The organism is Rhodococcus sp. FG69, from assembly GCF_057808915.1.
In genome coordinates, this window is sequence record NZ_JBMDIX010000036.1 from 31548 (window position 1) to 52658 (window position 21111).

Annotated in this window: 24 protein-coding genes; 14 read left to right on the plus strand and 10 right to left on the minus strand. The window is 62.0% G+C overall.

Annotated elements, in window-relative coordinates; genetic code table 11:
* Positions 1 to 146: 146 nt before the first annotated feature.
* The gene (locus tag ACODSO_RS23020; RefSeq protein WP_489038983.1) at positions 147 to 845 is read left to right on the plus strand and encodes an excalibur calcium-binding domain-containing protein; all 699 of its coding nucleotides are present in this window, start codon (positions 147 to 149) and stop codon (positions 843 to 845) included.
* Between the two features lie 20 nt (positions 846 to 865).
* On the opposite strand, the gene ACODSO_RS23025 is transcribed toward ACODSO_RS23020, so the two are convergent.
* Complete coding sequence (locus ACODSO_RS23025) at positions 866 to 1288, minus strand: ABC transporter permease (RefSeq protein ID WP_489038984.1); 423 nt, start codon at positions 1286 to 1288, stop codon at positions 866 to 868.
* A 244-nt stretch (positions 1289 to 1532) separates the two neighbouring features.
* Between ACODSO_RS23025 and ACODSO_RS23030 the strand changes: the two genes are divergently transcribed.
* The 3 genes from ACODSO_RS23030 (at position 1533) to ACODSO_RS23040 (ending at position 5589) form a co-directional block, all read left to right on the plus strand.
* Positions 1533 to 2549: an AurF N-oxygenase family protein gene (locus tag ACODSO_RS23030; protein WP_489038985.1), complete on the plus strand. Its 1017-nt coding sequence runs from the start codon at positions 1533 to 1535 to the stop codon at positions 2547 to 2549.
* A 56-nt stretch (positions 2550 to 2605) separates the two neighbouring features.
* Complete coding sequence (locus ACODSO_RS23035) at positions 2606 to 4153, plus strand: FAD-dependent oxidoreductase (RefSeq protein ID WP_489038986.1); 1548 nt, start codon at positions 2606 to 2608, stop codon at positions 4151 to 4153.
* A gap of 203 nt (positions 4154 to 4356) precedes the next feature.
* Entirely contained in the window at positions 4357 to 5589 is a 1233-nt protein-coding gene (locus ACODSO_RS23040) for a DUF2786 domain-containing protein (protein WP_489038988.1), read from the plus strand.
* 1 nt (position 5590) lies between these two features.
* Here ACODSO_RS23040 and ACODSO_RS23045 read toward each other — a convergent pair whose 3' ends face one another.
* Complete coding sequence (locus ACODSO_RS23045) at positions 5591 to 6583, minus strand: isopenicillin N synthase family dioxygenase (RefSeq protein ID WP_489039023.1); 993 nt, start codon at positions 6581 to 6583, stop codon at positions 5591 to 5593.
* Between the two features lie 93 nt (positions 6584 to 6676).
* Between ACODSO_RS23045 and ACODSO_RS23050 the strand changes: the two genes are divergently transcribed.
* The 4 genes from ACODSO_RS23050 to ACODSO_RS23065 all read left to right on the plus strand — a co-directional run bounded on the left by ACODSO_RS23050 (position 6677) and on the right by ACODSO_RS23065 (position 8372).
* Positions 6677 to 7003 carry an ArsR/SmtB family transcription factor gene (locus ACODSO_RS23050; RefSeq protein WP_489038989.1) on the plus strand — a complete coding sequence of 109 codons (327 nt, stop codon included), beginning with the start codon at positions 6677 to 6679 and terminating at the stop codon, positions 7001 to 7003.
* Positions 7004 to 7007: 4 nt separating this feature from the next.
* Positions 7008 to 7478: an SRPBCC family protein gene (locus tag ACODSO_RS23055; protein ID WP_489038990.1), complete on the plus strand. Its 471-nt coding sequence runs from the start codon at positions 7008 to 7010 to the stop codon at positions 7476 to 7478.
* 67 nt (positions 7479 to 7545) lie between these two features.
* On the plus strand, positions 7546 to 7893 hold the full coding sequence (locus ACODSO_RS23060) for an ArsR/SmtB family transcription factor (protein ID WP_489038991.1): 348 nt from the start codon (positions 7546 to 7548) through the stop codon (positions 7891 to 7893).
* The gene (locus tag ACODSO_RS23065) at positions 7890 to 8372 is read left to right on the plus strand and encodes an SRPBCC family protein (RefSeq protein WP_489038992.1); all 483 of its coding nucleotides are present in this window, start codon (positions 7890 to 7892) and stop codon (positions 8370 to 8372) included. The genes ACODSO_RS23060 and ACODSO_RS23065 overlap by 4 nt, the downstream gene beginning before the upstream one ends.
* A gap of 14 nt (positions 8373 to 8386) precedes the next feature.
* Here ACODSO_RS23065 and ACODSO_RS23070 read toward each other — a convergent pair whose 3' ends face one another.
* From ACODSO_RS23070 to ACODSO_RS23090, 5 genes are all read right to left on the minus strand, one after another.
* Positions 8387 to 8746, minus strand: a complete 360-nt coding sequence (locus ACODSO_RS23070) for a VOC family protein (protein ID WP_489038993.1) — start codon at positions 8744 to 8746, stop codon at positions 8387 to 8389.
* A gap of 37 nt (positions 8747 to 8783) precedes the next feature.
* Positions 8784 to 9809 carry an SMP-30/gluconolactonase/LRE family protein gene (locus tag ACODSO_RS23075; protein ID WP_489038994.1) on the minus strand — a complete coding sequence of 342 codons (1026 nt, stop codon included), beginning with the start codon at positions 9807 to 9809 and terminating at the stop codon, positions 8784 to 8786.
* Between the two features lie 134 nt (positions 9810 to 9943).
* Complete coding sequence (locus tag ACODSO_RS23080; RefSeq protein ID WP_489038995.1) at positions 9944 to 10909, minus strand: ABC transporter substrate-binding protein; 966 nt, start codon at positions 10907 to 10909, stop codon at positions 9944 to 9946.
* Between the two features lie 51 nt (positions 10910 to 10960).
* Positions 10961 to 12058, minus strand: a complete 1098-nt coding sequence (locus ACODSO_RS23085) for an ABC transporter permease (protein WP_489038996.1) — start codon at positions 12056 to 12058, stop codon at positions 10961 to 10963.
* Positions 12055 to 12834, minus strand: a complete 780-nt coding sequence (locus ACODSO_RS23090; protein ID WP_489038997.1) for an ATP-binding cassette domain-containing protein — start codon at positions 12832 to 12834, stop codon at positions 12055 to 12057. Before ACODSO_RS23090 ends, ACODSO_RS23085 begins: the two co-directional genes overlap by 4 nt.
* 463 nt (positions 12835 to 13297) lie before the next feature.
* On the opposite strand from ACODSO_RS23090, the gene ACODSO_RS23095 reads away from it, so the two are divergent.
* Together ACODSO_RS23095 and ACODSO_RS23100 are read left to right on the plus strand one after the other, a co-directional pair.
* Positions 13298 to 14023 (plus strand): SDR family oxidoreductase, encoded by a 726-nt coding sequence (locus ACODSO_RS23095; RefSeq protein ID WP_489038998.1) that lies wholly within the window; start codon positions 13298 to 13300, stop codon positions 14021 to 14023.
* Between the two features lie 21 nt (positions 14024 to 14044).
* Positions 14045 to 15052: a LacI family DNA-binding transcriptional regulator gene (locus ACODSO_RS23100; RefSeq protein WP_489038999.1), complete on the plus strand. Its 1008-nt coding sequence runs from the start codon at positions 14045 to 14047 to the stop codon at positions 15050 to 15052.
* Here the strand turns inward: ACODSO_RS23100 and ACODSO_RS23105 are convergent.
* Positions 15045 to 15617, minus strand: coding sequence for a P-loop nucleotide/nucleoside kinase family protein (locus ACODSO_RS23105; RefSeq protein WP_489039000.1), 573 nt, complete (start codon positions 15615 to 15617; stop codon positions 15045 to 15047). The two genes, ACODSO_RS23100 and ACODSO_RS23105, sit on opposite strands and share 8 nt — an antisense overlap.
* Positions 15618 to 15718: 101 nt before the next feature.
* Here ACODSO_RS23105 and ACODSO_RS23110 point away from each other — a divergent pair, with 101 nt between their 5' ends.
* From ACODSO_RS23110 to ACODSO_RS23120, 3 genes are all read left to right on the plus strand, one after another.
* Entirely contained in the window at positions 15719 to 16723 is a 1005-nt protein-coding gene (locus ACODSO_RS23110; protein ID WP_489039001.1) for a LacI family DNA-binding transcriptional regulator, read from the plus strand.
* A 10-nt stretch (positions 16724 to 16733) separates the two neighbouring features.
* The gene (locus tag ACODSO_RS23115; RefSeq protein WP_489039002.1) at positions 16734 to 18089 is read left to right on the plus strand and encodes an FGGY-family carbohydrate kinase; all 1356 of its coding nucleotides are present in this window, start codon (positions 16734 to 16736) and stop codon (positions 18087 to 18089) included.
* Positions 18090 to 18177: 88 nt separating this feature from the next.
* Positions 18178 to 19062, plus strand: coding sequence for a hypothetical protein (locus ACODSO_RS23120; RefSeq protein WP_489039003.1), 885 nt, complete (start codon positions 18178 to 18180; stop codon positions 19060 to 19062).
* A gap of 55 nt (positions 19063 to 19117) precedes the next feature.
* On the opposite strand, the gene ACODSO_RS23125 is transcribed toward ACODSO_RS23120, so the two are convergent.
* Complete coding sequence (locus tag ACODSO_RS23125; protein ID WP_489039004.1) at positions 19118 to 20071, minus strand: EamA family transporter; 954 nt, start codon at positions 20069 to 20071, stop codon at positions 19118 to 19120.
* Positions 20072 to 20109: 38 nt separating this feature from the next.
* Here ACODSO_RS23125 and ACODSO_RS23130 point away from each other — a divergent pair, with 38 nt between their 5' ends.
* Positions 20110 to 20643 carry a CGNR zinc finger domain-containing protein gene (locus ACODSO_RS23130; RefSeq protein WP_489039005.1) on the plus strand — a complete coding sequence of 178 codons (534 nt, stop codon included), beginning with the start codon at positions 20110 to 20112 and terminating at the stop codon, positions 20641 to 20643.
* 115 nt (positions 20644 to 20758) lie between these two features.
* On the opposite strand, the gene ACODSO_RS23135 is transcribed toward ACODSO_RS23130, so the two are convergent.
* On the minus strand, positions 20759 to 21055 hold the full coding sequence (locus tag ACODSO_RS23135; protein ID WP_489039006.1) for a LuxR C-terminal-related transcriptional regulator: 297 nt from the start codon (positions 21053 to 21055) through the stop codon (positions 20759 to 20761).
* Positions 21056 to 21111: the final 56 nt, after the last annotated feature.

Sequence of the window (21111 nt, forward strand, 5' to 3'; positions counted from 1 at the left end):
CTGAGCGACATGGTGATCGGAATACCGCATCGTTTCTCGTGGTGTAGACCACGCCCGCCGGAATCCCGCTCGAGCCCCTCGGTCGATCGAATCTGTGACCACGGTGCTCACGCGCCGTATCAGTAGCCGATCTTCAGGACGCCCCGATGACAGACCCATTTTCAGAGCCGTACGTGTTTCCCGGTGCACATCGTCCGGAACCTTCCCGTCCGTTGTTCGGGAAGATCATCGGCTGGGCAGCGCTTGTGATAGGTCTTGTGATCTTGCTGGGTTCACTCGTCGATTTCTCACTCGCAGGCTTCGTTGTCGGTGTATGCGCCGCGGCGGCGGGTGGTGCGTATCTGTTCGGCAAGCCTTCTCGTGGCCGAATCATCTGGGCGACTCCTGCCCTCGCCACACTCCCGGCACTCGTTGCGTTCGGGATCGGCGGTGCCACGGCCGACCGCGAGGATGCTCCGGAACCCGCAGCTTTCGCTGCCCCGGCAATTGCCGACGTTTCCACGACAACCTCCCGAAACACTACGACCACCACTGCAACTACGACCACCACTGCAACAACGACCACCACGATCGCGCCGACTCCAGAAACCGTGACCGTGTACGCGCCGCCTCCGCTGACCACGACGCAGTACGTACCAGCGCCCGCCCCTGCGCCGGTGTACATCGCCGAGCCGGAGCCCGTCTACGTGCCACCCGCACCCATCGTCGCCGAGGCGCCCTCGTTCGTGATCTATGCAAATTGCGATGCAGTGAGGGCTGCGGGCGCTGCACCGATCTATGTCGGCGATCCGGGATACAGCATCAAACTCGACCGCGACCAGGATGGCGTCGGCTGCGAGAAGTAGACGCCTTTCGACGAAGTGGACTAGGCAAACCCGCGACGTCTTGACGTCTCCGTGCGCGGGGCAGTTCGCTGGAACGCGGCGATGATCGACCCGAGGATCGCCAACGGAACAGCGATGACAAGCAAGCTCCAGTAAGTAGTCGAGGCCCAATTCGCCAGCCCTGCGATCGATAGACCGACGAGTGCCGCGACGGCACACCACGAAACCCACTCTCGCAGTGCCGATGCCGCCACCACGGGCGGTGTCGCGAGCAACAGCCCCACTCCGACCAGTGGCCATACCCCCAGCACGTGGACTGCACGGTCATCGCACTGATAGGACGATCTGCTTTCGCCGATCTTCGAGCACTCCAACGAGAAGTCGGCCATCGACGACGAGGCCCCGACCCACACGGTGAACGCTAACGCGACCACAGCCAGGGCCCACCAGAGTGCTTTCGTCACGCCCGCAGCCTAGTCAACATGGCAACGTAAATCGGCCGGGCGAGCGGGCTCACTCGCCACTCTTCGGATTGTTTCTGTGCTGAACCCCGCGGCCGAAGACCTGCATTCGCGCATCTCCTCCGAGGCCGCCAGGCCGTTCGCCACCAGGTCAGAGAAGTATTCACAAGAATGTTCCAGTTTCACTTCCATTTGGTGATACTTCGAGTTACATTAAACCTATGTTCGCACCACGTAGGGAGAAGCGATGACAACGACGTCAGTAGATCAGCGACGCTCGATCGACACCGACGCGGAGACAGAGCAGTACAACGAGACTCTGCGACTGCTGTCCGAGGGCTCGGTACACAAGCATTTCGATCCGTACGTGGACATCGACTGGGAGTCGCCCGAGTTCGAGGTCACCGCGAACGACCGACGGTGGATCCTCCCGTCCAAGACAGATCCGATCGGCGGCCACGCCTGGTATCAGGCACTCCCCGAGGACCAGCAGATCGCTATCGGCATGTGGCGTCAGGCCAACGTTGCGAAGGTCGGTCTGCAGTTCGAGAACATCCTCATTCGCGGGATGATGCAGTACGTCTTTTCGTTGCCGAACGGTGATCCCGAAGCGCGCTACTGCACCCACGAGTCCATCGAAGAGTGCAATCACACGCTGATGTTCCAGGAGATGGTCAATCGCGTCGACGCCGATGCGCCGGGCATGAGCCGTCCGATGAAGATGCTCTCCCCGATCATTCCGTTGTTCGCAACGCTCCTTCCCGAGCTCTTCTTCGTCGGCGTCCTCGCCGGTGAGGAGCCGATCGACCACATCCAGAAGTCCGTCCTGCGGTCCGGTGAGGAGATTCATCCGATCATGCAGGGCGTCATGGCTATTCACGTAGCCGAGGAAGCACGCCACATTTCCTTCGCGCACCAACTCCTGCGTCGCCGCGTTCCGAAGATGTCCAGGATCGGCCGGTTCTTCCTCTCGCTCGCATTCCCGATCACGATGCGAATCCTGTGCGATGTCATCGTCATCCCGCCGAAGAAGTTCTGGCAGAAATTCGACATTCCGAAGTACGTCAAGGACGACCTGTTCTGGGGCACCGAGGAATCGCAGCACACCTTGCAGGACTACTTCGGTGATGTGCGCATGCTCGCCACCGACACCGGCATGATGAATCGCGCTGCGAAGGTCGTATGGAAGCTGTGCGGAATCGACGGTAAAGCCTCGCGCTTCCGCAGCGAACCTGATCGCAGCTCGAGTCAGTTCGCAGCCTGATCCGTAATCCACAGCGCCAGTTAGCTTCATAGCAGCGCCTGCCGTCAGGAAACGTCATGCCCCACGTTGTCACCCAATCATGTTGCAGCGACGCGTCGTGCGTGTACGCGTGTCCTGTCAACTGCATCCATCCGACACCGGACGAGCCGGACTTCCTGACGGCAGAGATGCTGCATATCGACCCGGAGTCCTGCGTCGACTGTGGCGCCTGTGTATCAGCGTGCCCGGTCGATGCGATCGTCCCGAAGTCGAAGCTGACCGAAGCGCAGCTCCCGTTCCTGACGATCAACTCCGACTTCTACAAGCAGGAACGTCCGGACCGGCCGCTGCTTGCACCGGTGTCGCCGGCTCCGGTCGTCACGAAGGAGCGTCAGCCCCTTCGCGTCGCGATCGTCGGATCAGGTCCTTCGGCCATGTACGCCGCGGACGAACTCCTCACGCAGCCTGGCGTCAAGGTCGACGTCTACGACCGGCTCCCCCAGCCGCACGGTTTGGCACGCCTCGGCGTAGCTCCCGACCACGAAAAGACACGGCAGGTCTCGCGCCTGTTCGATCAGATTTCCGCCCAGTCCGGCTTCGAATTCCACCTCGGGGTCGAGGTCGGGACAGACATCACTCACGATCAACTCCTCGAAGACCATCACGCGGTGGTCTACGCCGTCGGTGCTTCGAAGGATCGTGAGCTGACGATCCCAGGCGCCGATCTGCCGGGACGAGCGTCTGCCACCGACTTCGTTGCCTGGTACAACGGACATCCCGATCATGCGCACCGCCGATACGACCTCTCGCACAAGCGGGCCGTCGTCATCGGCAACGGCAACGTCGCACTCGATGTCGCGAGAATCCTGACGATCGATCCGGATCGCCTCGTGGGCACGAACGTCCCCGCGCATGCACTGAGGGCGCTGCGCGAGTCGAACATCGAAGAAGTTCTCGTCGTCGGTCGCAGAGGCGTCGCTCAGTCGGCCTTCACGGTGCCCGAATTCGCAGGCCTACTCGCAACTCCGGGCATCGACGTCTCGATGCACCGGGATGAGATGATGCTCGACGCCGCTACCGACAGCCTGGCCGAAACAGACGATCTGCCACACGCAGTGGCGCAGAAACTGAACCTGCTGCGCCGCGTGGACGACATCTCGGGCAACGATCACAGGCGAATCGTGCTGCGATACCTGCTCTCGCCCACATCTATCCGCGGCGAAACAGCGGTCACGGGTGTGCAATTCGATCGCATGACGCTCGAAACCGCAGCAGACGGAACGGTCCAGTCCATTCCGACCGGCGAGGTCGAGACGGTCGACACCGGGCTGGTACTGACCTCGATCGGATATCGCGGCGTTGCACTACCAGGAGTTCCGTTCGACGACCGACGCAGCATCATCCCCAACGACGACGGTCGCGTACTCGATGCGCCCGGCGGCGATGTCGTTCGCGGTACCTATGTGACCGGCTGGATCAAGCGTGGGCCGTCCGGCTATATCGGAACCAACAAGTCCTGCGCCCAAAGCACTGTGCTCAATCTCGTCGCAGACTTCAATGCCGGCCTGCTGCCGGACATCGAGATCGCGCCCGAGCGGCGCAGGCCCTGGCGTCGCCGTCGGTGAGTGGTTGTCGGCTCCGCCTCCAGTGGCACGGTTGAGTGAACTAGCACCTACTTGACCGTGCCACTGGCGCGGAGCGCCCGAGTCTTGTCGAACTCCCGCCATCTGTCACCGGAGAACATGTCGGTCCCACTTGATACAACAGCACGGACACCGACTCCAGCACCCCCTCACTGGTCGTCGGCCCATACTCGACGAGGGGAAACATGAACGTTCACGCTTTGACACGCACGATGGACGCAGATCGCCTGATGGCCTCGGGAGTCTTTCTGGCGGCTGACCCGATGACGTCGGGCGCTGCGCTGAGACGGTTCGTCGATCAGATCGTCGAACTGGAATCGAGTCGGTCATCGGCAGGCATGGACGGCCGTTGCATCGCGTACGCGGATTCCGTGTTGTCGGACATTTTCGAGCGCGGCTGGCAACCAGCCGAACTGATCCACGTCATCAGGCGTCGGCTCGACAAACACGCCATACCGTTGTTAGAGGCGCTGATCGGATCGCACTCCAGGCGCACACTCGCACTATCGAATGCTCCCGACGAATGGCGCGGCCAATTGCGCGATCTCGGAATCGATCCGAGCACCGATCTCGTCTACTACAGAAAGTTCTCACGAGCGGACCCGCGAGCGTTCTGGCTGCATCTGTTTCGACTGCTGGCCCAGCTGCGGTTGCTTCCGTCCATGACCGTCGTCGTTCCACCGCCGTCACAATGGAGTATCCGGAAATCTGTACCGACCTCACATCGCCCGGATATCAAGATCCTGAACAAGATCCGCGCACTGCTCGCGAAGGCCGAGTCATCGACGTTCAGCGAGGAATCCGACACGTTCGCCGCGAAGGCTCAGGAGTTGATGACTCGGTATGCGATCGATAGTGCGGTCGTCGATGCCGCCGAAGGCTCGAGGCTCGACGCGATGGTGGTGACGAGACGAATCACCGTCGACAACCCCTACGCCGATGCAAAGATGCAATTGCTGTCCGGCGTAGCGACGACCAACGGCGCCAAGACGGTGTGGTACAAGAAATTCGGCTTGATCAGTATCACCGGCATGCCCGTCGATCTCGATCTGTGCGAACTCCTGTACACATCACTGCTCGTGCAGTCCGCCCGGGCACTCGACCATGCGGGCACGGATCCCGCCAGTCGCTCCCGAGGATTTCGACGGGCGTTCCTCCTCGGCTATGCCTGGCGGATACGAGAACGACTGGCGGAAGCCCGCGCACGAGCCGATCGATCGGCCGGCGAGACCTATGGTTCCTCTTTGGTACCGATTCTCGCCGAGCGGGACAGTGCGGTCGCATCGGTCTTCGAGAACTTGTTCCCGAAACTCGAAACCGTCAAGATCAGCGTCTCGGACAGGCTAGGTGTAAGTCAGGGACGGATGGCAGCCGAACGTGCTGACCTCACCGGTGGGAGAGAGCGGATCGAGGAGTAGCTCAGTACGCCGACGTCTTGCCCGCAGGCATGATCCCATGATGCAACTCTGCGACGTCGGGGTGAGCACGCGTGCGCGACTTCCACGCGTTCTCACCGTACGTCGAGAAGATCGGATTGTCCGGATCAGCCTCGACTCCCCGCGATCGCGCAGCAAGTTCTTCCGGTAGCGGCACGATCGGTACAACGGCATCCAGCGCAGGGCTGAGAAAGAACGGAACCGACAGCCGGTCGACTCCGGGTTCAGGTGCCAGGACACGGTGACGGGTCGCGCGGAGATACCCCTGCGTCGCAACTTCGAGGAGCTCGCCGATGTTGACGATGAAGGCGCCGTCGAGTGGTGGCACGTCGATCCACTCGTTTGGGGCCAGCTCGACTTGCAAACCCCGTGAACCAGGTTCGACGAGCAACAATGTCAAGACCCCGGAATCCTTGTGTGCGCCGACTCCCTGCGGGTTCTCCGCACTACCCGGGTACCGAACCACTTTCATCAGGGTTGCGGGACGGTGCGCGAAGGCGTCGTCGAACACGCCTTCATCCGCGCCGAGCGCTCGTGCCCACTGGCGCAGCAGTCGTAGACCGACGCCGGACATCTTCTCTTCCCAGGCAGTCATCGCAGGCTCGAGTTCAGGCAGAGCCGACGGCCAGAGATTCGGGCCCTGCAGGTTCCAATAGCCCTCGGCGTCGGCGATCGGCTCACGTTCCGGACCGATGTCGATTTGTTCACGCCAGTCACGTGCCCCGTTGGTGAGTTCACCGCCAAGTCTCGAGTAGCCGCGGAAGTGCGGACTCTTCAGTTGTGAAATCTCGTTCTTCTCGTCGGCGCCCAAAGCGAAGAACCGGCGAGCCAGCCCGAAGATTTCATCGACTTTCCTCTCCGGCACACCGTGTCCGACGAGGTAGAAGAAGCCTGACTCGTGCGCTGCGGCCAAGAGCTCCGAGCGGAAGGTGTCGGGGTCGCTGTCTGCGGCCGCCATATCGAGAACCGGAAGCATGGTTCTCAGTATCGGCTCGTCCATCGCTTCACGCCACCAGTTCTCCATCACTTAGCCCTTGTGCTAACTATCCTTGGACTGATACTTTGCCTTATGGCTCAGCAAACAGCCCATCTGGACGACGTCTTCCAGGCGTTGTCCGATCCCACCCGCCGTGCCGTGATCGACCGACTCGGACGCGGCCCTGCGAGCGTCAGCGAACTTGCCGAGCCGTTCGACATGGCACTTCCTTCATTCATGAAACATGTTCGAGTACTGGAACAGGGCGGCTGGATCACGACGAACAAAGTTGGTCGAGTACGCACCTGCACACTCGACGCGACGCCATTCTCGGCCGTCGAAAGCTGGCTGGAGCGTCAACAAGAAATCTGGGAAGCCCACACCGACCGCCTCGAACGGTTCGTCACCAATCAGGAGTAACGACATGACACAGTCGACCGCACCCTCACTCGATCTCACCGTTTCTCGCATCATCAAAGCGCCGAGAGCCGCGGTATGGGCAGCCTGGACGACCCCGTCCCAACTCGAGCAGTGGTGGGTGCCCGCACCGGCCTCCTCACGAGTTGTCGACCTCGAACTTGTTCCCGGCGGATCCTTCGTTACCGAGATCAGTGATGACGGAATCGAATTCGGTCCTCATATCGACGGCTGCTTCCTTGCCGTCGACGCACTGGAACGACTCGTGTTCACCACAGCGCTCGTTGCCGGATGGCGCCCCGCTGCCCAACCGTTCATCACAGCGTCGATCACGTTCGCCGACCACCCGGAGGGCACCGAGTACACGGCACTGGCAATGCACAAAGACGGCGCCGACGCCGCCCAGCATCGTGATCTCGGCTTCTACGACGGATGGGGAACGGTGACACGCCAATTGGCCGAGTTCACCGAACGCTGACACACCCAAGAGGGCATCAACCGCTGCCCCTTGACGGAGGACAACACATCTCGTAATCTACAACCAAATGGTTGTAGATGATGTCAGTGATGCCGACCTCGATCGCCTGTTCCAGGCGTTCGCAGATACCACTCGGCGAGACATCGTGTCGCGGGTACTCACCGGAGAGCATTCGGTGTCCGGCCTCGCTGCTCACTACTCCATGAGTTTCGCAGCCGTGCAGAAACACGTTGCGATACTGGAACGCGCTTCGGTCGTGAAGAAGGAGAAGCGCGGACGGGAGCAAATCGTGCGAATTCATCTGCTGGGCATAGAAAGAGCACGAGCACTGCTGGCCGAGTACGAAACGATCTGGCGACAACGCGTAGATCGAATTGCCGACATTCTCACCGAAGACGAGGGAGACCCTTCATGACTGTGATCAGCACGAAACAGAACGCCAAGGAACTGAGCTTCACCATCGTCGCCGAGTTCGATGCGAATGTCGAACGTGTGTGGCAAATTTGGGAAGATCCACGTCAGCTCGAGCGGTGGTGGGGACCCCCGACGTGGCCCGCAACCTTCGAATTGCTCGAGTTCACACCCGGCGGCATAGCCAACTACTACATGACGGGACCGGACGGCGAAAAGGCCCGCGGCTGGTGGCGTTTGACGTCGATCGATGCGCCCAGAACACTCGCTTTCGACGACGGGTTCGCCGACGACAATTGGGAACCGGTCGAGTCGCTCGGAATCACCCACGCGGTCGTCACTCTCGACGACGTCGACGGTCGAACCCGAATGACCATCACGTCGAAGTTCGAGAACACCGATCAAATGCAGAAAATGATCGAGATGGGTATGGAAGAGGGCATGGGCCAGGCGATGGGGCAGATCGACGACATCCTGCGCTGACACGCCCTGCAGCGTCAGGACGACGCCCACACCCCCAGTTCGTTTCCGCTCGGATCCGTGAAATGGAAACGTCGTCCACCGGGAAACTCGTACGGCCCGTTCACCACTGCACCACCAGCAGTGGTGACGGCGTCGACGGATGCATCCAGGTCATCCGAGTACAGGAGCACCAGGGGACCACCCGACGGCTGAGGTTCCGCGACCTGCGCCAGACCCCCGACTTCGTCGCCGTCCGCGCCTTTGATGCCCACGTACGCGGGGCCGTACTCGTTGAACTCCCAGCCGAATGCCGCCGAATAGAAGTCACGGGCAGCGGTCAGATCCGTGACGGATAGCTCGACATAGTCGATGCGATGGTGCGCATGGTCGGTCATGCCGCGACCATACCCAGAGCATCCGACAGAATGTCGTCTACTCCGGAATGGAGCTGACGGTGAACGGCTCGACCGGCTCGCCCCCACGCTTGTCGAACTGACTGTTCACCACGAGGAGCCTGTCCTCCGTCGCAGCCACGGTCGTCGGGTACGCGAACGACGCGTCGGTGATCTCACCGACCACACGACCGGACCTGCCGTCGTCGGACAGATCGACCCGAGCGATGACGCCGTCGCGGTTGCGCACCACGTACAGCGTGTCGTCGTCGAGTTCGAGACCATCCGCGTTCGACAAGGTCGTGCCGCCCAGATCGACTTGCGTAATTTCTTTCGACCGGACGTCGATGCGGTACAGATTTCCGGTCGACGACTGTGCAACGACGAGTGCGTCGTCGTCCACCTCGACGATGCCGTTCGCATTGAACCCCTCGCCGTACACGAACGGAGATCCGGTGAAGTCGACGAACGCTTCCAGCGGTCCGTCCTGTGCCCCGTCGCGAACTTGCTCGGCGGGGATCCGGAACAGTGCGGGACTGCGGGAGTCGGTGACGAATGCATCGCCGTTGTCTGCGATCACGACATCGTTGAGGAAGGTTGCTTCTTCACCGAGGCCGTTGGCGAAGGTCCCCACCAGTGTCCCGGACATACTGTCGTACACCCAGACCTTGCCCGTCGCGCCGCCGGCGATCACCAGCCTGTTCACATCGTCGTCGCCGTCGCCACCGTCGGACACATCGATTCCTGCAGCCCCGGTGCGTCCGTCCGCCCCGCCGGGCAGTAAGACCTCCAGCTCGGACGTGCCGAGCCTCCCACGGAACACAGCACCGTCTCCCGTCGAAGTCACGTAGAACGTGCCGTCGTCCGCGGTGATTCCCTCGGGAAAGACACCAGATCCGGGCAAGGTGTACACATCGGCACTCGACGACGCCTGCGTCTGCGTGGTCTGCGCGGTCGACTCGACTGTGGGAGTGGGTGCTGTGGGAGTGGGTTCGGATGAACTACACGCAGTAATCAGAAGCGCGGCGACGGCGATGGCTGGTAATGCGAGGGAGGCACGGTTCACCCTCTCGAGTGTTCCATATGTCCGGATAGTGTGACTCGGCCCTCGACGAGGCCCGCTCGGTTGAAGACGAACGTGGTATGCGGTGGCACTCCCGGGCATATCGCCGCCAGGAGCACCACCGCAGCATCGAGGGATCAGCAGGAAGACTTGTAGACGTACTGCGCGCCGTCGCCGTCGACGTTGTCCGCGGTGATCACGTGGAAACCGGTGGAAATGTCCGCAGTCACTGGCTTGCCGTCGAGAGCCGCCATGGCCTGGTTGACGCCATCGGTGCCGATCGTGTCTGGCTGCTGCGCAATGAGTGCCTGCACGGTTCCTTCGCGGAGCTGCTTGATCTGCGCAGGACCGGCGTCGAAGCCGACGATCTTGACCTGATCCTGCTTACCTGCCTGCCGCACTCCGGTCGCTGTACCCTCGGCCGCAAATGTGTTGGCTGCGAAGATGCCGACAATGTCGGAGTCCTTGGCCAGAGCCGCGGAGACCAGTCGAGCAGCCTCTGCCGGGTCGTTGTGGCTGTACTGCACACCCAGGTATTCGAATTGGGAATTGGCTCCGACCGCTTCCTCGAATCCGGCCACTCGTGCGTCGGCAGTCGAGATACCCGGATCTGTCGAGATGACCAGCACCTTGCCACCGCCAGGGCTGAGCCGTTCGATGGCGTCGAACGCCTCGGCTCCGCCGCCCTTGTTGTCCGAGGAAATGGCGGATACCGCGATGGACGGATCCTCGAGGGTGGTGTCCACGAGTACGACCTTGATGCCCGCGTCGGCCGCGGCCGCGAGCGGAGCCTGCATGGCCGCCACATCTGTCGGCGCAATCAATATTGCCGATGGTCGCGATGCCACGACCGAGTCCACGATCGGCTTCTGCAGGGTTGGATCGAATTTGACCGGCCCCTGGGTGTCGACGGTGACTCCGGCGGCCTCGGCAGCTGCCTCGATTCCGCACTGCATGCTGATGTAGAACTCGTCGCCGCTCACGCCCTGAATGAAGGCGATCTTGCCGCTGCCGCTTTCGGAATCGGAGGAACAACCTGCCAGGAACATTGCGGAGACCGAAGCGACACTCAGTGCAACGACGGCGGTGCGTGATGTGATCATGGTCGACTTTCTTCTATGTGGTTGGAGGAGAGGGAGAATGGACTGGACCGGTTATGGATGTCGCGACCAGAGCTTCCTGAGGGAACCAGGTGACTGGCCTCGGCTCGCTGCGTCGCGTCGACGCTGATCGAAGTAGACGGCGGCAATGAGCACCGCACCCACAGCGACTTGCTGCCAGAACGGCTGAACTCCGACGATCACGAAGCCGTTCTGCAGTACGGCCGGGATGAACAGACCGACGACCGTGCCGAACATGGTGCCGATACCACCGAAGAGACTGGTTCCCCCGATGACCACGGCAGCGATGACGTTCAAGTTGGTCTGCGATTGGCCCGCGATTGCAGTGGTTCCGTACTGGGACAGTGACAGAATGCCCGCGAGTCCGGCGAGAGTTCCGGACAGTGCGTATATCTTTACCAGATGCATGTCCACCTTGATGCCGACGCGTCGCGCGGACTGCTCTTTCGATCCCACGGCGAAGGTGTACAGGCCGAACTTGGTGCGATGCAGAATGATTCCGAAAATGACCACGAGCACGAGGGCGATACTCGAGATGAGCGGAATCGTGGTGGCGGGCACATTGCCGTAGCCGATCGTATCGACCAGCACTGGTGGTACGTCGCGAATATCGACACCGCCGGTAATGACCTGCGACAGTCCCAGAGCTCCACCGAGAGTACCCAGTGTGACGATCAGCGGGGGCACCTTCGCCATGCCGATCAGGAACCCATTGAGCAATCCCCATGCAAGACCGCACAATAGGGACACCACGATCCCGATCGCTGCGACCGACCAACCTTGGCCTCCGATCGCGGCCATGGTCTTGGCCGAGACGACACCGGAGAATACCAGTACCGATCCAACGGACAAGTCGATACCGCTCGTGACGATCACGAACGTCATGCCGATGCCGAGCACGGCCAGGATGGAGACGTTCTGGATAATCTGGCGGATGTTGCCCCATTCGGGGAAGCTCCCGGGCGCCATGATCGAGAAGACGATGCAGATGGCGAGCAACACGAGCACGATCTGAAATACCTGGATGCGGGCCAGCTTTCCGATCGATTCGACGAAATCGAACGTGTGCCGCGATGGATTGCCGCTAGGGGGCAACGGTTCGAGGGACGGGGTGATCGTCTGATGACTCATCGTGCTGCTCCCGTTGTTGCGCCGGTCATCGCACCGACGAGTTCTTCCATGGTCGTGTTCTTGGCGTCGAGCGTGGCGACGCGTTTACCCATACGCAGCACCTGCACTCGGTCGGCCACCTCGATGACATGGGGCATCGAGTGACTGATGAAGACCACTGCCACTCCCCTGTCCGCGACGCGACGGATGGTGTCGAGAACGTTGCGGGTCTGCACGACTCCGAGGGCTGCGGTCGGCTCATCCAGAAAGACGACGCCTTTGGCCCAGGCGACGGCTCGGGCAATTGCAATTGCTTGCTGCTGACCACCCGACATGGCTCCTACCGGAACGGTCAGGCTTCGCACGGTCGCACCCAGTTCGTCGAGAGCATCCTGCGATTGCTTGCGCATGCTGGAGACGTCGAGAAAGCCGAGCTTCCCGAACAGGCCTTTGGCGGGCAACTCACGACCGAGAAACATGTTCTGTTGTGCGTTCAGATGCGGTGCAAGGGCCAGATCCTGGAACACGGTCTCGATTCCGAGTTCTGCTGCAGCAGTAGGGCTATCGAGATCCACCCGGTTTCCCTTGAAGCGAATCTCACCGCTGTCGACGGCGAGACTGCCCGACAGCGCCTTGACCATCGTGGACTTGCCGGCGCCGTTGTCACCGATAAGTGCGACGACTTCGCCTGGGTAGATATCGAAGTCGGCATCGTCGAGAGCACGGACGTTTCCGAAGCTCCGAGACAAGCCTCTGGCTTCGAGTATCGGAGTCGCAACAGGTGCAACGCTGGTCATGAGTACTCCTTGGGTGAAATAGACAATTCGACGGTGTGGCGATCGAGGACCGCGTCACCGCCGGTCTTGCGATCGCGCAGCGTGCCTGTCACCTGCATGTTCCATCCCTCGCCGACGCTCGTTCACAGCAGCCCGGAGATAGTGAGATGGGTGCCGTCGACCCTCGTTTCGAGGTTCGTTCTGCAACGAGTGTGACCCACGCGACTCGACTTGTCACGCGTTTGGCGAGAATCCATGTCATCGATGACATGGACCCACCGCGGAGGTCGGCCGGGGACGCTCAGAACTCGATAACCCTAAGGCACCCACAAGGGCATCTGAAATGCACGAATACGAGGATTCGCCGAATCGCTGCCCTACGTGACACACCTTCCTGTAGCGTCCATGACATCGATGACATGTTCGGACGTGCGACCGCCGAATGACATCGGTGACATGACCCGAGAGACGAAGGCAGATTTTCATGGCACAGTTCGACGGCCGAACGATTCTAGTGACCGGCGCAAGCGGCGGTATAGGTGCCGCTACGGTGCGTCGCCTCGTAGCCGACGGCGCAGACGTCATCGCCGCAGGCCAGTCCGTCGATGCACTCGAGCAGCTGGCCGCCGAGTCCGGCGCGCGACCATTGCCGTTCGACCTGACGTCGGAGGACAGTGTTCGCGATGCAGTTGGCGGGTTGGAGCTGTACGGCGTAGTCAACTGCGCCGGATTCGGCGGTGAGATCGCCACGCCCCAAGACACCGACATCTCGGTGTTCGACAAAGTCATCTCCATCAACGCCCGAGGAAGCTTGCTGGTCATCAAGCACACAGCGCCGGCGATGATCGCTGCGGGAACCGGATCCATCGTCAACGTCTCGAGCCAGGCCAGTCTCGTGGCATTGACGGGCCACATCTCCTACGGTTCATCCAAGGCCGCACTCGACAACATCACGCGAGTAGCGGCACTCGAGCTCGGCCCGCACGGGATTCGCGTCAACGGCGTGAACCCGACCGTCGTGATGACGGACATGTCTGCGTTCTACTGGGGTCGCCCCGAAGTCGAAAAGCCGTTCCTACATCAGATGCCGCTGGGACGATGGGCGACGGAGGACGAGATCGCCGCACCCATTTCGTTCTTGTTGAGCGATGATGCTTCCATGATCACCGGGGTGTCGCTGCCGGTGGACGGCGGCTACACCAGCCGATGACGAGCAGACGGGGGTAGGAACATGACCACTATGCAAGACGTTGCAGCCCTGGCACGGGTCAGCGCCAAAACCGTCTCACGGGTGTACAACAACGACCCACACGTGGACCCGGAGACACGAGCGCGGGTCACCGATGCACTGAACTCGCTCAACTACGTTCCCAACACGATGGCAACTTCGTTCCGGACTGGCCAGTCCGCAGCGGTCGGCGTGGCTGTCCCCGACATCGACGACCCATTCTTCTCTTCGATCGCTCGCGCGGTCGAGGATCGCGCACGAGCAGACGGTATGGCTGTTCTCGTCACCAGCCTCGGACACGACGGCGGCCAGGAACAAGGCCTGGTCGAGTCGCTACTGCGTCGACAACTCAGCGGGCTGATCATCGCACCGACCGGAAACGACCATCGCTACCTCGAGCGTTGGCTCGACAAGACACCGACAGTCTTCGTCGATCGCGCACCGGACGGCCTCAAGACCGACAGCTTCGTCGACGACGATCACGGCGGCGCGGTTCTGGCCACGGATCACCTCCTCGATCTCGGACACACTCGCATCGCGATCATCGGCGACAGCGCACGCATCCCGACCAGCCGAAATCGGCTGGACGGATACCGAGAATCGTTGGAAGGCCACGGAATCGCGTTCGATGACGCGCTGGTCTCACTCGGGGTCCAGAACCGCGACGACGCCAGAGCCGCGCTCACCGAACTCACTGATCTCGACTCCCCGCCGACAGCACTGTTCCTTTCGAACGCGCGAACCTCGATGGCATGCGTTCCAGTCCTGCAACAGATGAATCTGCTGCACTTGGCGTTCGTCGGATTCGGCGATTTCCCGTTGGCCGACGCGGTGCGCCCGCCAGTGACCGTGATCGATCAAAACCCCGCCGAACTCGGACGCTTGGCAATCGAGCGGCTGATCCGACGCATCGACAGCCCACACGCCCGGTATCGGCGACGAAACGTGCTCGGTGTCGAACTCGTAAGACGCGAATCCTGCTCTCCGAGAACCGAAAATCCGTTCAGATGAGACCGAGCTCCCGGACTATCTGTTCGACCTGACTTGCCGTGCTCGATTCGGCATCGACACGGATGTGGGGCACCAGGACCGGGGAAGATGGCGCGTCGACGGGCCGATGCTCATCGCGGGCGGCCTTGCGAGCGGCGCGTCGGCTGGCGAAAAGTTCTGGCGATCCATCGATGTGGACGACCACGACGTCGGCGGGGGCCACGTCCTGCACCAGCTTTTCCCATTCGGGTCCTGCGGCGAGTTCACGCGTGAACGGAGCCACGAGAACGGGACGCTGACCGACGGCCACTAGGTCACGTGCGACCGAACGCAGGGCGTCGTACCGCCCCTCCCGGATCGTATCCGAATGCGGCCCTGCGCCGTTCCAATGCGGACCCTCGACGAGCGAGTCCAGCCGGTCCAGTAGGGGGTTGGTCAGGGTGTCGAGGTCCAACATCGGGGCACCTAGATGCTTGGCGAGTTCCCTTCCGAGGGTGGTCTTTCCGCTTCCGGCAGCGCCGGCTACGACAAGAACGGGTGCGCATACTCCGGCGTTTCCGGTGACACCTTGACAGACATGAGGCATAGCGTGGATCATACAAGACAACGTTGTCTCACAGGTGAGTTCAACGCCTCCGAGGAGAGTGAGTTCAGCACCCTCCACCGAACGATCCACCGAGAGTTCACGTGACCGAGCGAGCCAGCATCAAAGACGTCGCCGCGTTGGCCGGCGTCAGTTTCAAGACCGTTTCTCGCGTCGTCAACGGCGTGGACACGGTGTTGCCCGAGCTCCGGGAGCGGGTCGAGGCGGCTGTGCAGACATTGAACTACGTTCCCAACTCAGCCGCACGATCACTCAAGTCCGGTTCCGGCAACACCATCGGCATCATCGTCGACTCGATCGACGACGTGTTCTTCGCATCTCTCGTCAGCGCAGTCGAGGACCGCGCACTCGAGCTCGGCTTAGCAGTCATCGTGGGTAGCACGGGGTTCGATGCACAGCGTGAACGCGACCAACTTGCCGTGCTCGCGGGCCAGCACGTCCGCGGGATCATCCTCGCTCCGGTCGGCGATCACAGCGACTTCCTCGTTCCACGGCGTCGAACTCTGCCGACGGTCACCATCGACCGATCGATTCCAGGATTCGATTCGGTGATCGTCGACGACTACGGTGCCGCCAAGCAGGCTGTGCAGAAGCTCGTGGATTCCGGCCATTCGAACATCGCCCTGCTCGGATTCGACGACAGATTGCAAACTGCGCGACGTCGCCGTGAAGCGTATCTCGACGTCCTCGCAGACCTGGGGCGGATACCCAATACTGCTTTCGCACCTCATGTTTCACTGGCAGCTGATTCTGTACGTCCGGTCGTCAAGAAGCTGCTGGCCGAGCCGGAGCCCCCCACTGCATTCTTCGTGGCCAATGCACGGCATGCCATTGCCGTCGTGTCCGTTCTGCACGAGATCGGACGTACCGACATCGCGATGGTCTCGTTCGGTAACTTTGCACTTGCAGACGCCGTCGATCCGTCGGTGACATGCATCGACCAGGATCCTTACCGCATCGGCAACCTCGCTTTCGATCGTCTTGTGCGCCGATTCGACGATCCCTATCTCGAACCCGAGGAACAGATCGCTCCCACGGTGTTGATGGAGCGGGTTTCCCACTCACTCACCCCGACTTCCAAGAAATGAGAACACGTCCGTGAAATCCAGACTTGTTGCGGGACTTGACCTCGGGAGCACCGGCGTCAAAGTACTGGTAACCGACGAGACCGGCACCGAGTTGCTCATGGAGCAGCGCCCGACGCCCTGGCGGCACGGGACCGGTGGAACCACCGATCTTGCGGCCGAGGACCTGTTGGACACCGTCGCCTCGCTGTTCGACGAGGTCGCCCGCCGATTGCCCGAGACTACCGGCGACCCGCTCGCCCGCATCGCGGCCATCGCGATTTCCGGAATGGGCGAAACCGGCTTCTTGCTCAGCGAAGACAACGTTGTCTGCGCCCCGGCATTCGCGTGGTTCGATCCCCGAGGTCGCCAGCAGGTCGACGCGTTACCCCAGCAGCTGCGAGACGAGTTCGCCGGCCGAACCGGCCTGCCCGCCGGGGTCCAGGTGTCCGTCGTCAAGATTCTGCATCTGCGAGACAACGGCCTCGATCTGACCGGACTGCGATGGTTCAACCTACCTGAATTCGTCGTATTGTCGCTCGGTGGCCGGGCCGTGGCCGACTACTCGCTGGCGTCGCGCACCGGTTTGTTGGATCAGGACACCGGCGAGCCGTGGACCGAAATGCTCGAATACGTCGGCGTCGGACCACAATTTCTGCCTCCACTGATCGACGCGGGATCCGATCTCGGAACAGCAGACCATCCAACGCTTCCGGACGCCATCGCCGGCGCCCGTCTCACCGTCGCCGGCCACGACCATCTGGTCTCCGCCGTCTCCGGCGGAGAAATCGATCGGGACCGCTACCACGTTTCCATGGGCACAGCCGAAGTTCTGCTTCGCGTCCTCGACGAACCGCTCACCCGGGCAGCCCGGACACGCCTGGCTGCCCACTTCATCAATTCTGTCCGTCACGTAGTGCCTGGCCAGCACGTCCTCGTCGCGGGGGTGAAGACGGGTCTACTGATGCGCCGAGCCTTGCAACTGTGCGACATCAACGATCGCGCGGGTAGGGATCTTCTCGATCGACGGGTGGCGGCACTCGGCCCCGACAACGCGGTGACCGACGGCGGACTCGAGGTCAGCGGAGCTCGCAATGACGATGGAGTTCTGTCGATCACCCTTCGAACCGACGGGGTGAACTCCGCCGAGCTCTTCCGGGCGATTCTGCTACACGGGAACGACGAGATCGCTCGGCTGACGCATGCTCTCGACGCCGAAGTACCCGAAGCCACGAGCACATTGCTCACCGGCGGCTGGGCGAGCATGACCAGCGTTCGAGATGCCCGCTCGAAAGTCCTGCCGAATGTCAGCGTGTCCACGAGATCGCAGGACACTGCGTACGGCGCGGCAATGTTCGCCGCACAACTTCTCGCGCTCACGAAAATCTGAGCCCACATATCCGATTCGAGACAACGTTGTCTCACGACTACTTCACCACAACAACACGACCACTTCACCACAACAACAGGAGAGAACCATGAACGAGCTCACCACTCTCGAACGCCGCGGAATGGCTGCCATTTCCACACCGGAGGGCAACATGCTCATCGTGGCAGGCGATCAGCGCAATGGAATGAAAGCCGTCATGACCGACGCGCCCGACGGGCCAGGTTCGGTGACCTTCGAGCAACTCGCCGGGGCCAAGGCCGATCTCGTGCGTTATCTCGGGAACCACGCGCCGGCCATTCTGCTCGACCCCGAGGTCGCTCTGCCGAAGATCGTCGACGACGCCACCCTCTCCCGCGACACCGCACTCGTGGTCGGAATGGACGCATCGGGGTTCGAAGAAACCGACGGGCTCCGCTACACCCGCTACGTCGACGGCGTCACCCCTCGTGTCGTTCGCGACCTCGGCGGCGACGTGGCGAAGATGCTGTTCTACATGCGCCCCGACAAGCAGGGCGTCGATTCACGTGTAGCCGAGGAAATCCGCGAGATCGTCAAGGCATGCTCGTCGGAGGGCCTTCTTCTGATCGTCGAGATCCTCACCTACAAGTTGGACGGTGAATCCGACGAGGACTACAAGGCGGTCTTCGGCACGCTCATCGCGGATTCCGCCCGTATCTCGGTCGAGTGCGGGGCGAAGGTTCTCAAGCTTCCATTCCCCGGGTCCGCCGAAGCGTGCGCGGCTGTCACCGAAGCAGCGCAGGGTGTTCCGTGGGCCGTTCTGTCGGCGGGAGTCGATCACGAGACGTTCATCGAACAGGTCCGCACGGCTGTCGCCAACGGTGCGAGCGGCGCCATGGCGGGACGCTCACTGTGGAAGGACAGCATGGCGGTGTCAGCCGAGACTCGCAGAGACCTGCTGACCAACCGCGCACTTCCGCGACTGAAAGAGCTTGCGCAGGCGGTCAATTCCTGAGGAAGGATCATCGACCGAGCTCGGAACGGTTTCCGGGCTCGGTCGTCGGAGATTGTCAGGGAGTGTCGACTGCTCGCGGCTCCCCGAGCTTGACGACGATAACGCCGGCGAGGATGAGTAGACCGCCGGCAACTTGGACTGCCCGCGGAGTCTCGCCGAGGAGCAGCCATGCGAAGACCAGTGCCGAGAGTACTTCGGTGAGTCCGATGAACGAGGCGAGGCGAGAGCCGAGGCGCCTGATCGCGGCGATGCCGCAGACGTACGCCACCGCCGCCGTCACGACGCCGAGTCCCAGGACCGATATCCACCACGGCATCGTGAGACCGGCGAGCAGCACGTCGCCGGCAGTAGCGAAGAACGGGACGATCCCGACCAATCCCGCCAGCAGCAGAATGGTTCCGCCGCAGAGCAATCCGGCCGCAGCGAGCGTCAACGGCGGCAACCCGTTGCCTTCGTCGGCGGACATGATCCAGTACACAGCAGCACCGGCCATCGCCGCGAGGGCCCACACCACACCGACCGGGTCGATGGATGTGCCGGAGACGAGATCGAGCACCAGAATCAATCCGACGGCGGCCAGCGCGGCACCCGCAACAGTCTTCAGCGTCGGACGTTGCTTGTGCCGCAACCACATCCAGCTGATCACCGCAATCGGGGAGGTGAATTCGATCAGCAAGGCGACGCCCACCGGCATGTAGCCGACGGCGTTGAAGAACGCCAACTGACAACCCGCGACCGCGAAGGCTCCGTACGCGAGGATTATTCCGGCATTGCTCGACAGCAGACCCCAGCGACCACGCAACGCCAACACGCCCGGAATCAGCAGCACCGCTGCGGCGATGAGAATCCTGGATGTAACTGCAGCCCCGGCAGACCAACCCGCGTCGAGCAAGCTCTTCGCCAACGGCCCCGACAACCCGAACGCTGCGGAGGACACCACGGCCAAGCCGAGCCCCGAGGCGAGCCGGGAGGGCGGCCGAAGCGCTATGTCATTGGTCAAAGAAGTCATGGACCATGACACTAGGGACCGCGAGGTAAGGTGTCAACATGGTTTTCACTCATGACACCGAGGGTGCGCTCACGTCGGCGGTCGCTCTGGTGAACTCCGGCGAGGACCCCGATACGCTCACCACACGGGAGCAGCTGTCGGCCTTCTTCGTCGAGCAGGGCTACACCGGCCGCTTCGACGGCGACGAGGTCGAACTCGAGACCGTCCGAAATCTGCGCCCGTCGCTGCGTCGCCTGCTGACCAGCGATCGGGACTCCGCGGTGGAAATCGTGAACACAATCCTGTCCGACGCCCGTGCTTTGCCGAGACTGGTCCGCCACGGCGAGATGGACTGGCACCTACATGCGGTGAGCGATGATCGCCCACTCGCAGACCGCATTGCCGTCGAAACGGCGATGGCGATGATCGACGTCATCCGCGCCGATGAGCTGTCACGGCTCGACATCTGCGCGGCAGACTGCAACGGCATCGTTCTGGATCTCTCGCGCAACCGTTCGCGCAGATTCTGCAGTACGGCGTGCGGCAACCGCGAGGCGGTCGCGGCCTACCGAACCCGCAAATCCGGTCTCTGAGCTACCTGCCCTCAGAGTTACCGCCGGGACTCACTTTCCACCCACGATCGGACGCTGCCCGCACCTACAGCGCCACAGCGATCAATGCGATCACCTCGGCTACGCTTCGACCCCATCACAGCTCGTCGAGCCCGATCAGGCCGTCCTGAATCGCCCGTGCCAGCAACGAGGCTTTGGTCGATGCAGGACGACCGGCACGGTGATACTTCGTGCGGATCCGAGTGAGGTGCGTGTTCACCGTCCCAGGTGCAATGAACAGTTGCTGCGATACAGCCGACTTGTGGTCGTTCCTGATCCACGTCAGCAGCACTTCGACCTCGCGGGCACTGAGTCCCGGATCGGTCCGACGCGTCGGGCCCTCGAGATGCGGCGACTGGACGAGACTGGAGGGGAAATGCGCTGCAACGCTCATCGATCGTCCTTGGTGTCCGGGCGCCGCCGAATTCGATCGGCGACGCGGGCGTGGTC

Bases quoted from the DNA above. Each gene is read 5' to 3' on its own strand.
- ACODSO_RS23020 (WP_489038983.1), top strand. From the start codon at position 147: ATGACAGACCCATTTTCAGAGCCGTACGTGTTTCCCGGTGCACATCGT.
- ACODSO_RS23030 (WP_489038985.1), top strand. From the start codon at position 1,533: ATGACAACGACGTCAGTAGATCAGCGACGCTCGATCGACACCGACGCG.
- ACODSO_RS23035 (WP_489038986.1), top strand. From the start codon at position 2,606: ATGCCCCACGTTGTCACCCAATCATGTTGCAGCGACGCGTCGTGCGTG.
- ACODSO_RS23040 (WP_489038988.1), top strand. From the start codon at position 4,357: ATGAACGTTCACGCTTTGACACGCACGATGGACGCAGATCGCCTGATG.
- ACODSO_RS23045 (WP_489039023.1), bottom strand. From the start codon at position 6,583: ATGCTTCCGGTTCTCGATATGGCGGCCGCAGACAGCGACCCCGACACC.
- ACODSO_RS23050 (WP_489038989.1), top strand. From the start codon at position 6,677: ATGGCTCAGCAAACAGCCCATCTGGACGACGTCTTCCAGGCGTTGTCC.
- ACODSO_RS23055 (WP_489038990.1), top strand. From the start codon at position 7,008: ATGACACAGTCGACCGCACCCTCACTCGATCTCACCGTTTCTCGCATC.
- ACODSO_RS23060 (WP_489038991.1), top strand. From the start codon at position 7,546: ATGGTTGTAGATGATGTCAGTGATGCCGACCTCGATCGCCTGTTCCAG.
- ACODSO_RS23065 (WP_489038992.1), top strand. From the start codon at position 7,890: ATGACTGTGATCAGCACGAAACAGAACGCCAAGGAACTGAGCTTCACC.
- ACODSO_RS23070 (WP_489038993.1), bottom strand. From the start codon at position 8,746: ATGACCGACCATGCGCACCATCGCATCGACTATGTCGAGCTATCCGTC.
- ACODSO_RS23080 (WP_489038995.1), bottom strand. From the start codon at position 10,909: ATGATCACATCACGCACCGCCGTCGTTGCACTGAGTGTCGCTTCGGTC.
- ACODSO_RS23085 (WP_489038996.1), bottom strand. From the start codon at position 12,058: ATGAGTCATCAGACGATCACCCCGTCCCTCGAACCGTTGCCCCCTAGC.
- ACODSO_RS23090 (WP_489038997.1), bottom strand. From the start codon at position 12,834: ATGACCAGCGTTGCACCTGTTGCGACTCCGATACTCGAAGCCAGAGGC.
- ACODSO_RS23095 (WP_489038998.1), top strand. From the start codon at position 13,298: ATGGCACAGTTCGACGGCCGAACGATTCTAGTGACCGGCGCAAGCGGC.
- ACODSO_RS23100 (WP_489038999.1), top strand. From the start codon at position 14,045: ATGACCACTATGCAAGACGTTGCAGCCCTGGCACGGGTCAGCGCCAAA.
- ACODSO_RS23105 (WP_489039000.1), bottom strand. From the start codon at position 15,617: ATGCCTCATGTCTGTCAAGGTGTCACCGGAAACGCCGGAGTATGCGCA.
- ACODSO_RS23120 (WP_489039003.1), top strand. From the start codon at position 18,178: ATGAACGAGCTCACCACTCTCGAACGCCGCGGAATGGCTGCCATTTCC.
- ACODSO_RS23125 (WP_489039004.1), bottom strand. From the start codon at position 20,071: ATGACTTCTTTGACCAATGACATAGCGCTTCGGCCGCCCTCCCGGCTC.
- ACODSO_RS23130 (WP_489039005.1), top strand. From the start codon at position 20,110: ATGGTTTTCACTCATGACACCGAGGGTGCGCTCACGTCGGCGGTCGCT.
- ACODSO_RS23135 (WP_489039006.1), bottom strand. From the start codon at position 21,055: ATGAGCGTTGCAGCGCATTTCCCCTCCAGTCTCGTCCAGTCGCCGCAT.